A 15,746-nucleotide genomic window follows, 5' to 3' on the forward strand; every position below is an offset into this window, starting at 1 on the left:
TGATAGTAAGGCTTAAAAGTAGGTCTTTGAGATGACATATATCCTTTTTGTTTACACTATAAATATATGAAAATCAAACAATTAAAACAAATTATGAGCCTTAGATAATGCAAAAAAAAGAGACTGTCATTTTGAGACAGCCTCTTTGTTTTTTTATGGAAAAATAGTTTTAAAGCAATTCAAATTCTTTTTCTTTGACATCGCGACTGTTGGGGCCAATGTACACTTTGAAATTTCCTGGCTCTGCGATATAATTCAGGCTGTTGTCAAAAAATTTCAAATCATCCACGTTAATTTTAAAGTTTACCGTTTTTTGTTCTCCTTTTTTAAGGAATATTTTCTGAAACCCTTTTAGTTCTTTTACGGGACGCGTAACTGATGCGACTACGTCTTGTATATAGAGCTGTATAGTTTCCTCAGCATCATAGTTTCCAGTATTACTGATGTCGATACTCGCTTGTAGCGTACCTTTTTCGTCGATTTTGGTACGGTCGAGACGAATGTCACTATAGGTAAAGGTCGTATAACTTAAACCATATCCAAAAGGGTAAAGTGGCGAATTACTTACATCGAGGTAATTGGATTTGAATTTTTCAAAATCACCTGAGTTTCCGTAAGGTCTACCGGTATTCTTGTGCGCGTAATAGATCGGAATCTGACCAACATTACGTGGGAAAGTTGCCGTAATTTTTCCCGATGGTACAACATCTCCAAATAAGACATCAGCCACTGCTTTTCCAGTTTCTGTCCCACCAAACCAAACATTTAATATCGCGGGCACGTGAGCATCTTCCCACGTGAGCGTCAGTGGTCGACCCGTAAATAGCACAAGGACAACTGGCTTTCCGGTAGCCAACAATGCTTTTAAAAGATTCTGTTGATTTTTTGGAATATCCAGTTCCGATCGACTGGAGCTTTCTCCAGACATTTCCGACGATTCGCCGAGCGCAGCGACGACTACATCGGACTGCTGGGCAACTTTCACGGCTTCTGCAATGATCTCTTCTTCTTTTCGGGGATCACGTGCGATTGTACGGCCAAACATAGTTGCATGTTTTTGGTAATTCGGATCCTCCAACAGATTACTGCCTAGGTGTGTCAGGATATTTACTTTGTTACCCAATACAGCTTTCATGCCCTCAACCAACGAGGCCGTTTTGTCTAATTCAGCACTGACACTCCAGGTTCCTGGCATATTTGCACCTGAATTGGCTAAAGGGCCAATAACAGCAACTGTGCCCGTTTTTTTCAATGGAAGCGCTTGGTTTTCATTTTTCAATAAAACAAAAGATTTTGCTGCAATTTCTCTTGCTTTCACATGATTGGCTTCAGATCCAATCACTGTTTTCGCCCGTTTTTCATCACAATAGCGATATGGATCATCAAATAAGCCTAATTTGTACTTGGCTTCCAAAACAAAACGGCAAGCCCTGTCAATATCTTCGATTTTGACTTTTCCAGCGTCCAAAGATTTCTTTAGCGTCGTAAGAAACCCTTCACCGACCATATCCATATCAACACCCGCATTGAGACTTAAAGCAGACACCTGCTGGAGGTCACCTAGACCGTGTGCAGTTAATTCATTTACCGCTGTATAATCGGTTACGACCAATCCTTTAAAGCCCCATTGTTTGCGTAAAACATCAGTCATTAACCATTTGTTTGCTGAAGCAGGCACACCATTGATATCGTTAAAAGACGTCATAATACTTCCAGCTCCAGCGTCTATTGCTGCTTTGTAAGGCGGTAAATATTCATTGTACATCCGGTGAAGGCTCATATCCGTGCTATTATAATCACGACCGCCTTCAGCTGCACCGTATAGGGCAAAATGTTTGACGCAGGCCATCATGGTGTTGTATGCCGCGAGATTATCACCTTGGAAACCATGGACGATAGCCTCAGCAACCCTTGAGCTAAGATAGGTATCTTCACCTGCACCTTCAGAAATACGACCCCATCGCGGATCGCGAGAAATATCGACCATTGGCGAAAATGCCCAATTAATTCCATCAGCAGTAGCTTCCTCTGCCGCAATACGTGCAGATTGTTGAATTAAATTCATATCCCAAGTAGCGGCAAGTCCCAAAGGAATAGGGAATACGGTACGGTACCCATGAATGACATCCATACCAAAGATAATGGGTATTTTTAAACGGGACTGTTTAATGGCTATCTCCTGTGTTTTGCGGATCTTAGCGGGGGTACTCATACTGAAAATACCACCGATTTGACCATTTCTAATTTTTGATTCCACATCAGTGGAGACAGTCGTTCCTGTAGTCGCCTCACCACCTGTTACTAGATTAAGTTGTCCAATCTTTTCTTCGACAGTCATCTTAGCCATCAGCTGATCAATGAACTTGTCCATTTTCTGATTGCTTTGAGCCGAACTTGTATGCCAAGCGAGAAATGCAAGAAGGAAAGCACCTACTACTTTTTTCATCTTATTATCTTTTGTTTATGTGCGCATGAATCTTCTACTCTGCGCTACTTAATATTTAGGATAGATGTTCAATTTAATTGTTGAACTTTTTGATACTATGCAATGTTATTTTCGTGGTAGGAACCATTTTCAACGTGTGATGGATCGAAAATGATTCCACAGACCACTATTTTAAATAGGGACTTGTAAAACCAAGTTTTTTTAGTCCCTGTTGAATTTCCGGGGCTTGCATAAAAAGATCCCAGATTTTACCAGTTCTATAGTTTTCGATCATCACTATAATAGGCCCCTGATCAATCGCCAGATACCGTTGTGGATACCAATTTGCTGTTTCGCTATACGCGTCGTAATAGCCATATTTACCCCAAATTTTGTCGCCAAGTTGTTTGTCAAGGTATTGTGCAAATTGGATGCTTTCGTGCGGTGTATAGGGAATGGATGATAATGCCGCTGTTGGCGCGATCACACCAGGATCGTTGTCTGGGTGATGGGCATCGTAACCGTTGATGGAATAGCTGGCCGTCCAACCCCAGCCTTTAGCCGAACCATAACCCTTGTAACCTTTCGGGTTCAGATCTGCGTATGCCAAATTGATCTTGGCATGGTTGCTTGTTGCTTCCCAGTAATCAGCGTACTGATCTTTTAGCCCTTTGGGGCTGAGTCCTAAATAGGAATAATGCTCCCAGAAAAGCGGACCGACTTCACCTTCTTTGGCATTGTGCTTCAGCACGAGCGGAATGTCGTATTTTTTAGCACTGCTTTTAATGGCTCCAGATCTTGCCCAGCCATCATGATATACATTCGGTGCAATCGGATAAGTAGGAGAGGAAGCGGCTAAGATATAGGTGATCAGACATTCATCGTATCCTCTGACGGGATGATTTTGCTGGAAGTTAAATTTAGGACTCCAATGCCAAAAAATAACATTTTGTCCGTTTGTATAGTGATTCCAATTGATTTCTTTCCATAGTTTATCTGCTTTTTGGGCAACATGCTGAGCGGAATCACCTTTATCCTTTAGATACTCCCGAATGGCAATCAGACCTTGGGCTAGGAAAGCGGTTTCAACAATGTCGCCACCATTATCTTTTTCACTGAACGGTTTCGCTGTGCCCAGTTCTCCATCATACCAGTGTGCCCAAGCACCTTTGAACCTTTCGATTTTGCCCAGGTAATCCATGATGTGATCCAACTTTTGAACCCCTTGTTCTTGGGTGATAAACCCGCGTTCCATGGCGACAATCATACCCATGAGTCCAAAGCCACTGCCACCTATGGTCACGACATTACGGTCATTTTGGGGGTAGACACCATCCATATGGATGCGTTCTCTAGCAAGGCCGGAAGTAGGTTCGGCACCTTCCCAAAAATATTGAAATGTATGCTGTTGAATATTGGTCAACAGCGAATCTTCATTGATCTTGTTTCCATCTGCTGAATCTATTTTTGAGGGATTGTCTGGGCTACTAGTGTTCGCATTTTGGCACGAACTGCTGAGAATAAGCGCCAAAGCTATACCGGTAAGGGTGGGATATGCTATTCGTTTTCTCATGGATATATGCTTTAATTCTTGAAAAAATGTTCAAACGGCCAAAGGCCGTTTGAACGGAGTTATTTTACTTATATAATTACCAACCGGTATTTTGAGGCATTTCTGGCGTTTGGATACGTTGATTTTCCGGAATTGGGAAAAGCAACATTTTATCCTGGAACGTTTTTCCATTTGCAGCCATGGCCGTTTTTGCCTGTTTTGTACGTACCAGATCAAACCACCGGTCATGCTCAAATGCTAGTTCAAGGCGTCTTTCCTTCCAGATCAGTTGACGGAGTTGTGCTTGGTCTGTCGTCGTTACGTTGGCTAATTTTACCCGTGTACGGACAGTATTCAATGCATTCAGCGCCTCGCTGCTATTGCCAACCTCATTTGCGGCTTCGGCAAGGATAAGGTAAATTTCACCTAAACGGAGGTAACGGACATTTTTATCACCATCAGCGGCACCTCCATTTGCGGACGAATACGCTTTTTCATTGTACATCGGATTTTCTACACCATTGTCTATCAGACGACCATCGTAAAGTGTTTCGCCTCTAAAAATAATCGTTGCATCGCGACGGATATTATCTTTTTCGGCATTGAAGGCATCCAATAGGTTTTGGCTTGGAGTATTAAAACCCCAGCCTAAATTGACCGCTCCGCCACGAGGCGCCTGTACCTGACTATATTGTTGAATACCATGGGCGATAGAAGTACCCCTTGCTTGAAATTCAAACAATGACTCGGGACCATTTTCTCCCGCTAATCGCCAAATTGTTGCATAATCAGGCTCAAGGCTGTATCCGCCGGATGTAATGACAGTTTTTGCCATATCAGCCGCTTGTTGCCATTTACTTTGGTATAAATATACCTTCGATAGCAGCCCTTGCGCGGCACCCTTGGTGGCCCTGCCCAAATCTTTTGCCGCATAGGCGGATTTAACAGGTAAGTTTTCTATGGCAAATTGTAGGTCAGCTTCAATATAGGCATAGACTTCCGCAGCAGGTTCTCTTTTGATTAAATCACGTTCCTGGATAGGAACATCGCCCCAACCGCGTACAAGATAAAAATAATTTAAGGCACGCAGAAAACGGGCTTCGGCAATCAATCTGTTTTTATAGGTTTCGTCAGTTAAACCAAATTTCTCGGTATAATCTATTGCTTGGGTAGCCCGTCCAATGGATTTGTACCAGCGTGTCCACATAGAAAGAAAGGAACCGGTCGTTGAAGTGTAAGTCAACTCGTCTAGACTCAGTTTATCGCCACCAGCATCGGTTGCCGAACTTCCTTTGTCCGCGTTATCAGATAACATATCGGTGATACCAATGTAGGAGAAAGAATAATCCCAGTCTGTAAACATACCGTAAACACCATTGATAAATTGTTCGGGGGTATAAATTTCTTCACTGTCGCCAGCTTCTACATATTCTTTGGAAGGTACATCTAAGAAACTATTGTCTTTACAGCCTTGCAATGCAATACCTCCACTAAGAAGAATTGCTATATAAAGTTTGTTAATTTTCATTGTCTTCAAAACTAAGGTGATTAAAATTGCATGTTAAGTCCAAATAGGAAATTACGTGTGGTAGGATAGGCCGAAAGCTCAATACCTGAAGTAAGGTTAGGGCTACCATCGCCAGCGAGCTCAGGAGAGAAACCACTATAATTCGTAAATATAAATGGATTCTGAGCAGTAACATATAATCTTAGTTTAGATCTCGAGCTATATAAGTTGTTGAACGTGTATCCTACGGTGATATTATTGATCCGGAAATAAGCGCCGGATTCAAGGAAATAACTCGAAGCCCAATATGCTCTTTCTGCGCCAGGATGCTCATTGGTGGAACCGGCTCCTGTCCAACGATTCTCGAAAGTTGATAAGGCAATATTCTCACCTGCATTGGAGCGTACACTATTTAAACCATTGTAAACCTTATTGCCAGCAACACCATATCCGGAAACGTTAAAATCAATCGCTTTGTAATTAACACCAACGTTGATACCATATGTTGAAGTTGGTAAAAATGATCCAAAGAAAACTTTGTCCCGAGAATCGATAACGCCATCATCATTTTGGTCCTTATATTTTAGGTAACCAGGTTTTGCGGCTCCGAACGACGGATAATTTTTTACATCGGCCTCATCTTGGAAGACACCATTTGCTTCAAACATCCACCAGCCATAGATCGGTTGTCCGACACGGAGCTGTTTGGTGATCTCACCGTTATTTAAGCTTCCGCCAGTAGCGCGGTCGTAGGCAGGAACCACTTCTGTTACTTTGTTTTTGTTGTAGGCATAATTGACACCGACGGTATAACTGAATTCAGGATTAATGCTTTTGTTCCAATTTAAAGCTACTTCAACTCCTTGATTCAGCACTTTCGCACCATGCGCATAGAAATTTTTCTCTGAAGGAGAAGTGTAAGTCGGTGTTACATCAAGAATAGTATTGGTATTCAGCTTATGATAGTAGTCAATGGATCCTGAAAGCTGGTTGTTTAAAAACGCAAAGTCTAAGCCGGCGCCCGTCTCTCTGGTTACTTCCCATGTTAGATTTACGGCGGGAGTGCCATATGCACTTCCATAGACCATATTTTGTTCAGGGCCAAAAACGTAGTTATAATTTGAACTTTCAGGACTTGTTAAAATTGTGGAAACATTTAACGGAATATCTTGGTTACCTAACTTACCCCAGTTTCCGCGCACTTTCAATAAATTGATCCAGCTAACATCTTTCATAAAGCTTTCATTGGTGACTGTCCAACCTAATCCTACCGAAGGAAAAGTACCCCAATATTTTCCTGTATTACGGAAAACACTTGATCCGTCTCTACGCAATGTTGCGGTTAAATAATACTTACTATCGTAATTGTACTGTAATCGTCCAAAATATGAAGCTAGCGCCCTCGGCGTATAATACGTTTGTAGCGCAACAATGCCGTAATTGGTTGTTCCTTTTGCAAGATTAATATTCCAATATTGCTCTTGTTCCGGCACATTGTAGCCGGTTTGGCTGCTCATGCTGTTGATATCGTATTTCTCACGCGACATACCAACGACGGCCTCGATATGATGTTTGTCGAAATTCTTGTTGAAGGTCAAGAAATTCTCGAACGACCAGCGAAATTGCTCCAGATTTTCATATTTCAGACTATTGTCTACATAATCAAGGGCTTTCGGATTGTTTTCCTTTAATTTGATGAAATCAGATTCATTCAATAAAGTATTTGCATTTAACCATTGATCTTTTACATTGTTAAAAATCCGTTGTTTCGAGTAGAACTTATTACCCCCGATTCGCGAGTTAATTTTAAGGTAATCCGTGATCTTGAATTCTCCTTCAAAACTTCCCTGTAAGCGTAGGGTATTTGTTCTTTCATTTTGACGTAAAACCTCGTACACTGGATTTCCAATGGAATTAAGGTTTCCGATTGCTTGTCCTGGAGCGGCTTCAATACCTGCAACACCGGTTGTTGTATTTACACGACCAAGACCATAACGGCCATTATCAAACATTAACGGAGCAAGTGGCGATTGACGATAAGCGGTAGTAAAAGCACTGTATGGTTTTGGTGTTGCGTTTGTTAAAGTAAGGTTTAAATTTTGGCTGAATTTTAGGCGATTATTTAAAAATTTATAAACGTTGTTATTGCGTATTGTATTTCTGACAAATTTAGAACCGTCAAGAATACCATTTTCGGTATAATTGTTTGCTGATACAAAATAATCCACTTTTTCGGTTCCCCCAGAAAGATTGACAGCATTATTGAATACAGAACCCGTACGCAACAATTCGTCATACCAGTCTGTATCATATTTTTGGTTCTCAGCCAAACGATATGATCCATTGGTCGAGGTAAGGTATTCATTGGCAAATATTCTAAACTGATCAGCATTGGCCATTTTTACCCGATTTAGAACATTTTTTATGCCTGCAAAGCTTTCATAGTTGATGTTTGTTGTTCCAGTCTTCCCTTTTTTTGTCGTTACGATAATGACCCCATTTGCGGCCCGAAGACCGTAAATTGATGCGGAAGAAGCATCTTTCAAAACATCCATGGACTCAATGTCGGACGGATTGATATTGTTGATATCTGTTTGCGCTATCCCATCGACGATGTATAATGGATTTCGACCTGACAAAGCTGTCCCTAATCCACGGATGATAACATTTGGTGAGGAACCTGGAGCTTCGTTGGCAATGATATTAATACCGGCTGCCTTACCCTGTATGGATTGCATGGCCGACATGGCCGGCTGCTTTGTAATATCGGACGATTTCAATGAATTGATCGATCCGGTCAGATCAGCTTTCTTTTGCGTACCGTAACCGATAACCACAACCTCTTCCAATGCTTGATTTTGATCCTCTAAGAATACATTGAGCTGCGTTTGATTGCCAATATAGACGGTTTGTGTGCGATAACCTAGAAAGTTAAAAACCAGTGAATCGGTAGGAGAGGCGCTGATTTGAAATTTCCCCGTTGCGTCGGTTTTTGTAGATATTGCTTTCCCTTTGATGCTAATGGTGACCCCAGGCATGGATATCATGCTTGAGCCATCTTTGACCACTCCTTGTATAGAAGTTTGTCCATAGGCAACCGAGACGACCATGGATGTCAAAAATAATGCGGATAGATTCCTCATATCGTAAATTTTTGGTGTTTGTTTAAAATGTTTTGGTTATTTCCCTGAAGCAAATATGTTGATGTAGTACAACTTTGCCAAAATTTAACATTTGCACATCACTACTACACGAAATTTCCGCCTGCTCAACCTGATTTTGTTTTTATATTATCGATTTGATAGCTAGATTTTTATAGGTGTGTTTTTCGTAAAATAACACGAGCTTTAGTGTGTTTTATACACTAAAGCTCGTGTGTGGTAATGATGTAGTGTTTGCAGGGAAAATTTAACGTTCCATCAGGAATTCGGACAGGTTTTTGTCTGTTGGGAGGCCTAATTTCTTGCGTAACCGATAGCGTCTGATCTCAACACCGCGGGTACTGATATTAAGCAATGACGCGATTTCTTTGCTTGACATATTAAGCCTTAAATAGGCACATAGTTTTAGATCATTGGGGACTAGGTCCGGAAATTCCTGTTTTAATTTCTTGAAGAAATTCTCATGAGATTCGTTAAAACTTCGTTCAAAGATATGCCAGTCACGATCGTCATTATGGGCGTCGTCGATGAGTTTGTTGATTTTTTTAAGTTCATCCGAACTCAGTTTGTTTCCCTCAGCGTCCTTGAGCTGCTTGAGTTCGTCGTGCAGGTTGTTCAACATCTCATTCTTGTAAACAATATTGAGTGCTGCATTAGCCAATTCTTTGTTCTTTAATTGAAGCTGGTCCTCCAATTGCTGGTTTTTAAGTTTGATCCAGTCTTTTTCTTTTTGTTCGTTTTCCCGTTCCAGGGCAATCTTCTTTTCTTCCAGCCATTTTCGACGTATCTGGAATTGACGCTTGCGTTCCCGTTGAAGATTAAGCTTATAAGCTAAATAAATGAGCGCTAGCATAGCCAGTGCATAAAATGCCTTTGCCCACCAGGAGAGGTACCATGGATACCGAATGGTAAAGGAGAATATCTGGACTTCCGAAATCAGCCCGGTATTGTTTTTCGCTCTTATTTTAATCTGAAATTTCCCATAGGGCAGGTTCGTGAAATCTTGATAGGCAATTTCGTTCCATTCCGACCAGTCGTCTGAGTGACCTTTGAGATAATATTGATATTGAAGCGGCGAGGATGAATAGTAAGGGCACGAAAAACTGATTCTAAGGTTATTGTCTGACGACGATAATTTTAAAGAAGAATCTGGAATAATAGCCTGACCGGTCGTCAAGTTGACGAGTTGCGAAATTTGCGGAAGCGGCAAGGTGTATTTTTGTGATTTATCGGAATGGCGATAGATCGCAAATCCATCATCCAGGCCAATGAGATAATATTGATTTTCAATGGGAAGGATGTTTTCATAGTTATTCATCATTCGGTCCTGTAAGGGACTGAGCAGATTGGAGTCAATGTGCAACTTGCCTTTGCTGTCAAAATCTACTTTCGCAATTTTGGTTTTTTGAATAAACCAGTAGCTGTTTGTATTGATCGGAATGACCTTATTTGAATTTTTATAGCTGCCTAATGCGGTATTTAATTCATCCGCATAACTGAATTTTTTTACAATATTGTCGAATTGAAGAAATCCGCTATCTGTCGCGAAGACAATATTATTTTCTAAGGTATAAATTCCCGTAAATTGCCTCTTGGAGGCGATGCTATCCTGTTTGGAGGAAAACAAAATACTCCCTTGCTGGAAACTTGGATCGAGTCCAAGAAGCTGTATCTGCCCCCAGTCTCCGATCCAAAAGGCATGGCTATCCTTTTGTGCCAAAAATCGAATCGGCTCCTTAATCCCTGCAAATTGTTGGACAAACCGTAAGTTTACACCGTCAAAGGTAAATTTCGATAAGCCTGTATAGTTTCCCTGGAGGATATTTTTGGTACCAAATATAGGTTTGAAAATCCATCCACCTGTGATCTTCGAAATCTTCTCAAGTCGGCCATTAACCAGTTTGAAGGTTCCATCATTATGCCCGCAGATGAGCTCATCCCCAAATATAGCCAAGGTCCAAACTTGGCCGTTTGAATTGGGAATCTGGGCAAAATTTAGTGAATTGTAATTGTTTAGACCTTTCCATTCACTCGAAAATAGTCCCTTGTTGGTTCCAAGATAGATTTTTCCCTGATAGATAATCGATGTGTAAACGGTACCAATTTTTCCGACAAAGTCAGTATAAAATGATAGGGGAGAGTTAATTTCAATGCGGTCAATGCCATTATCCAGTCCCACCCAGATATTTTTTTGATTGTCTTTGACCATACTGAGCACAGTGTTGTTCTGGAGCCCATTGTTTTTATTGATATGCTGAATGACCTGGCCATTTTTGTTGATGACAATAACACCGTTTTGAATGGTGCCAAAGGCATACTGTCCATCATACAGGTATATACCGTTGTTTATCTGGGATTGACTTAAGAGCTGGTTTGCCGGAACGGACCAGGGTATGATCGTTCCGTCAGCTTTCATCAGATAAAGACCATTTCGTGAGGTGGCAATAAGCGACGTATTTGTATCAAAAGGCAGTAGGGCAAGCACATTTTTATCTTTCAAGACGTCTTTTCCTTTTACAGGAATTAATTTGCCTTGTTTGAATTCATGCAGACCACTCGGTAACTGTTCAAAAAATAACTTATCGTTGAGCTGATGTGGAAATAAAAAAGGTTCGCCCTTTGCCGTTAGTGGCCGTATCGTATTGTTTTCCCAAATATAAGATTTAGAAAATGTGTGAAAAAACACCCTTTGGCCCTCAACAATGATTTTCCAGATCTCTTCATTCGGAAAATAGGTTTTGTCCTGTACCAGCTTGGAGAGACTATGATAGGTCAAGTTGCCAAAAGACTTCGAAGTCCAATAACCAAATTCTCCTCTTCCGCCCGTATAGATCTTCCCATCTTTACCAATCGCAACACTCCGGACTGTTGAATGATTGGGAAGTGGAAAGATACGCCAGTATTGTCCGTCAAATTGCAGCAGGCCTTCGGTATTTGCGCTATAAATACGCCCATCTTTATCTACTGCCAATGACCAGTTCTGATTGCCGGCTTTATACTGGCCTTTTTTGTATTGTTTTACAAAAGGTGTTCCCGTAGGTATGATTGTCTGGCAATAGCCCCTGTGCAGCAAAACAAATAAAATGGTGCAAAACCAAAAGATATAGACGTTACTATATTTTTTTGTTGTCATCGACTCCCTCACTTTTAATTTGATTTGGGGACAATATATCGATTTTATTGCAGAATTGATAATCTCCGAGCTCATATAGCACTTGAAAATCTCCTTAAGATATCCATCTTATGCTGGGGAAAAAAAAGCATTTGGTTGATCCTACGTATTTCTTTTGATACTTGGATTTTTGATAGCTGAGCTGCGGCACAAAAGACCAGAATAAGTGCTACCGGGGAGATTAAAAAATTAGGAGAAAAAAAAGGTTTTCAAACGGGGAGAATGAAAACCTTCAATAACCAATTATAAACCTAAATTATGATGATACAAATATAGTTGTTGTTGATACTAAGTTAAAAACAATTTATCTTGTATGTGTATTTTTGTGGTCAAACGACTACAGGTGGTCTGTGTTTTTTGTGTGTAAGACTCATTCAACAACTAGCTGCTCTTGACGAGCTTATTTATCACATATAAGGTGATCAAACCCAATAAGGAAAATACGCCATATCCTAATCCAATCTGAAACTGAGTAGCAGGGTTTACCAGACTCACGGTGAGATAGCTGAGTGAAGATGTGAGCAGGTAGGTTATTCCGCCTACTAGTCCTCCGGCAATACCAGCCGACAATGGAAATCTTCCCAAACAGTAGCTGAAATAATTGTTAAAAACGAATCCGGCAGTACAGTGTACTGCAAATGCAAAGAACGTAAGCGTGTATAAATTCGCTTTATAAAGTGAAACGATCAGCATGCCTATGATGAGCAATATTTGAATAAAGTTGGCAATTCTCAGTTTGGGTATCAATGCCTTTTTGATCAATGCTTTTCCAATAAATCCACCACACATCCAGGCTAAACCCATAATAAGGGAGGTGTAGCCAGTGGTAATCGCGCTATATCCCAATTGATGCTCAATAAAGAAGGGGCCACTGAGATTGTAGAACATGACCAGGCCATAGGATATGCCACACATGAATATGCCGAAGGTAAAATCGGTGCTTTTTAGCATCATTTTAAACTCGCTAATCAAATAATCGATGTGAAGGGGCTTTTTCTGTCTAATTGTTTCGCTGGAAAAGATCAGTTCAAGTACAAAGAGCACAGCACTATATGCAGCCAGAACGATAAAGTTGGATCGCCAGCCAAATTGTGTTTGGAGGTAACCACCGATAAAGGGTGCTACAATCGGTCCGATCGACCAGACGATGGTCATGATACTCAGGTAGTGCTTACGCTGTTCACCGTCGTAGACATCTACAAAATAGGCTCTTTTGGAGATGACAACAAATGCCGATAAAATTCCCTGTAAAATCCGCATTAGGTAGATAACCCAGATATCCTGCGTGTGTGCCGTGACCCAAAAACTGATAATAAAAAGAAAAAGTGAAATGAGGTTAATGCGATACCTTCCCCAGGCATCCACCAATGCTCCTGTGAAGAACTGAGCGATACCATAACTAATTAGAAAAAGCGAAAGCGTCAATTGAATTTTGCTTTCATTTAAGCCAAGTTCCTGCGTCATTTGTGGCATTGAAGGAAGATAAATATCTGTGGCAAGCCCGGTAATCGGAACAAGTGCAAATGCAAGTATTGTCGGTATAAATGACTGTTGTGGGGTAGTGTTTTTTTCCATCCTTTATAAAATTTTTATTTGTTTTCCGTCGCTATGGACGTTCACGCTGCCTTAAATAGTAGGCGTGTCACGGAAGGCTGGAGGTTAATGCTATTTTCAAAAGTTTCATGACGCAAAGTTATAAAAAGCAAACCTTTCGTTCTGTCCACTATTTTCCTCGCTTGGTCATTGATTCGTCAAATAAGAATAGGGGGTAAAAGAAAAGTCCCATTGCTCTGGCAGTCGTGACGGGCCAGGGACAATGAGACCTTTTGAAGAGATTGACCTATTAGAATCTCGATTTCAGAAATTCTTTGACAAATTCATCATCATTTAAGTCTGGGTAATCGCTATATACGCGATCAATTTCTTCCTGCTGTCCGATGGATAGATTTTCTTCCGGATTTAGGCACCAGATACCTTTCATCAGCCCTTGTCTGCGGAGTACCGCATGTAATCCCGGTATACATCCATGGAAAGCATTCGCTGGATCGAAGAAGGCAGCATTGCTATCTGTTACAGCAATGCCTTTGCTCAGTAGCTGACTTGCGGTGCAGTTATTGGGCTGTTGTTTATATGCTTTTATTTCTTGTAGGAGTTCCACGGCTTTTGCTGTCCAAACGGCCCAGTGGCCTAATAGCCCTCCTTTAAATCCTATGGAAATGTTTTCTCCAGCTACGGGAAAGGTATAGGTTGTCATAAGGTCGTTCACGATATTATCATCATTGCCGGTATACATGGCGATCTGCTCTCTTCGGCTTGAGTTGGCTACAGCCCGCATGACGTCCAAGGTCTGGTAACGGTTGAATGAGGCACACTTGATTGCGACGACGTTTTCGATTTCGGCAAACTGCCGCCAAAAGGAATAAGAGAAAATGCGGCCCCCAACAGCAGGTTGAAGGTAAAAGCCAAAGACAGGGATAACAGCTGCAACTGCTCTGACACGATCTAATATCGCCTGTTCTGTCCAGGTCTGTAAACCGCCCATACTCAAAAGTCCAATATCATAGCCGTATTTGACGGCAATGGTGGCTTCCTGAATAGCTTGTTCTGTCGTACCACAGATGCCCGCGATTTTGATAAATGGCCTATTAAGTTGCGCTTTTTCGACTTCTTCGCTAGCCCATTTTAATACCGTTTCAAAGAGATTGACCTCGGGATCGCGGATTTCAAACTGGGTCGAATGGACAGCGACAGCGATTCCGCCGGCTCCGCTGGCGATGTAATATTGGGTCAGGAGACGTTGATGTACCTCGTCGATAGTGCGATCCTCATTTAGGGCTAGGGGATGTGCAGGAATGACTGTTCCTTCCCAAAGTAGCTGTTGTAATGTGTGGTCTAAAGTATTCATTAGAATTTTCCTTTTCGTTCTTGAAAATGCGTGTCCTTGTTCCAAAGTTCACCGCCATGGCTTAGCCATTGAGCAGTAATGTCTATTGCTTCCCGAATCGTTGTCTTAGGATAGCCAAATATACGGTGACATTCTGAAGCGTTGTTTAATAATGCTGTGCCAGCAGGCTCATTAATAAATATCGGCCTTGTATTAAAATGTTCTGCAAAACGCTCGGCTATCCATCCGATAGAGAGGATTTCTGGCCCTGTGACATTCAATATTTTGGCTGGCGACTGGCAGTGCAGCAACGATCGCAAAGCAATTTCATTGGCATCTCCCTGCCAGATAACATTGACATTTTCTGTCGTCAAATCTATGGGAAGCTGGCCTTTGACTGATTTAGCGATTTCTACCAATACACCATAGCGAAAATCTACCGCATAATTTAATCGATAAATTAGGATAGGTGTACTATTTTTCTTCGAAAAGTACTCAAATATGCGCTCGCGGCCTAAACAGGATTGTGCATACTCGCCAATCGGCTGGGGGGATGTTTCCTCGGAAACACCCGCATTGCTTATCGGTACAAATGGCAGTACGTTTCCCGAAGAAAAGGCGACGATGTTGGATCCTTTAAAATGAGAAGCCACCATTCCGGGAAGGTACGTATTCATTGCCCAGGTAAAATCTTCATTTCCAGTGGTGCCGAATTTATGTCCAGCAAGGTAGATGACATTTGGAACTTGTGGTATTTTTTTGAGTTCCTCTTCATTAAGTAGGTCGCAGGCAATGGTCTCTATGCCTAGATCCTCCAGCTCCTGTTGAAGTTGTTTGGTGGAAAAACGCGAAACCCCGATGACCTTCTTGTCAATCCCGGCTGCCTGGATAGCCCGTATAGCCAATTTGGCCATGCTTGGTCCCATTTTTCCGCCAATTCCTAAAAAAAGAATGTCACCTTCTATCTTTTTGATGTCTTCAATGAGGTCTACTGATGGCGCAAGTATTTGCTGCTCCAATTCTGCTAAACTGTTATGATCCATGG

8 protein-coding genes are annotated in these 15,746 nt (G+C 41.5%); all 8 read right to left on the bottom strand.

The features are described from left to right. Positions 1 to 169: 169 nt before the first annotated feature. Positions 170 to 2,446: a beta-glucosidase BglX gene (bglX, locus tag J2X77_RS00005; protein WP_209575805.1), complete on the bottom strand. Its 2,277-nt coding sequence runs from the start codon at positions 2,444 to 2,446 to the stop codon at positions 170 to 172. A gap of 166 nt (positions 2,447 to 2,612) precedes the next feature. Continuing rightward, complete coding sequence (locus J2X77_RS00010; RefSeq protein ID WP_209575803.1) at positions 2,613 to 3,998, bottom strand: glucoamylase family protein; 1,386 nt, start codon at positions 3,996 to 3,998, stop codon at positions 2,613 to 2,615. A 76-nt stretch (positions 3,999 to 4,074) separates the two neighbouring features. Beyond that, entirely contained in the window at positions 4,075 to 5,505 is a 1,431-nt protein-coding gene (locus tag J2X77_RS00015; RefSeq protein ID WP_310078482.1) for a RagB/SusD family nutrient uptake outer membrane protein, read from the bottom strand. 20 nt (positions 5,506 to 5,525) lie between these two features. Continuing rightward, on the bottom strand, positions 5,526 to 8,627 hold the full coding sequence (locus tag J2X77_RS00020; protein WP_310078483.1) for a TonB-dependent receptor: 3,102 nt from the start codon (positions 8,625 to 8,627) through the stop codon (positions 5,526 to 5,528). Between the two features lie 265 nt (positions 8,628 to 8,892). Further along, positions 8,893 to 11,778, bottom strand: coding sequence for a two-component regulator propeller domain-containing protein (locus tag J2X77_RS00025; RefSeq protein ID WP_310078484.1), 2,886 nt, complete (start codon positions 11,776 to 11,778; stop codon positions 8,893 to 8,895). A 420-nt stretch (positions 11,779 to 12,198) separates the two neighbouring features. Next, complete coding sequence (locus tag J2X77_RS00030) at positions 12,199 to 13,392, bottom strand: MFS transporter (RefSeq protein WP_310078485.1); 1,194 nt, start codon at positions 13,390 to 13,392, stop codon at positions 12,199 to 12,201. A 268-nt stretch (positions 13,393 to 13,660) separates the two neighbouring features. Next, complete coding sequence (locus J2X77_RS00035; RefSeq protein WP_209575793.1) at positions 13,661 to 14,722, bottom strand: dihydrodipicolinate synthase family protein; 1,062 nt, start codon at positions 14,720 to 14,722, stop codon at positions 13,661 to 13,663. Beyond that, positions 14,722 to 15,744: an epimerase gene (locus tag J2X77_RS00040; protein WP_310078486.1), complete on the bottom strand. Its 1,023-nt coding sequence runs from the start codon at positions 15,742 to 15,744 to the stop codon at positions 14,722 to 14,724. The genes J2X77_RS00035 and J2X77_RS00040 overlap by 1 nt, the downstream gene beginning before the upstream one ends. Positions 15,745 to 15,746: the final 2 nt, after the last annotated feature.

Origin of the sequence: Sphingobacterium sp. 2149 (genome assembly GCF_031455655.1) — a bacterium.
In the GTDB taxonomy this organism is placed as follows: Bacteria; Bacteroidota; Bacteroidia; order Sphingobacteriales; family Sphingobacteriaceae; genus Sphingobacterium.

Bases quoted from the DNA above. Each gene is read 5' to 3' on its own strand.
- bglX (WP_209575805.1), bottom strand. From the start codon at position 2,446: ATGAAAAAAGTAGTAGGTGCTTTCCTTCTTGCATTTCTCGCTTGGCAT.
- J2X77_RS00010 (WP_209575803.1), bottom strand. From the start codon at position 3,998: ATGAGAAAACGAATAGCATATCCCACCCTTACCGGTATAGCTTTGGCG.
- J2X77_RS00015 (WP_310078482.1), bottom strand. From the start codon at position 5,505: ATGAAAATTAACAAACTTTATATAGCAATTCTTCTTAGTGGAGGTATT.
- J2X77_RS00020 (WP_310078483.1), bottom strand. From the start codon at position 8,627: ATGAGGAATCTATCCGCATTATTTTTGACATCCATGGTCGTCTCGGTT.
- J2X77_RS00025 (WP_310078484.1), bottom strand. From the start codon at position 11,778: ATGACAACAAAAAAATATAGTAACGTCTATATCTTTTGGTTTTGCACC.
- J2X77_RS00030 (WP_310078485.1), bottom strand. From the start codon at position 13,392: ATGGAAAAAAACACTACCCCACAACAGTCATTTATACCGACAATACTT.
- J2X77_RS00035 (WP_209575793.1), bottom strand. From the start codon at position 14,722: ATGAATACTTTAGACCACACATTACAACAGCTACTTTGGGAAGGAACA.
- J2X77_RS00040 (WP_310078486.1), bottom strand. From the start codon at position 15,744: ATGGATCATAACAGTTTAGCAGAATTGGAGCAGCAAATACTTGCGCCA.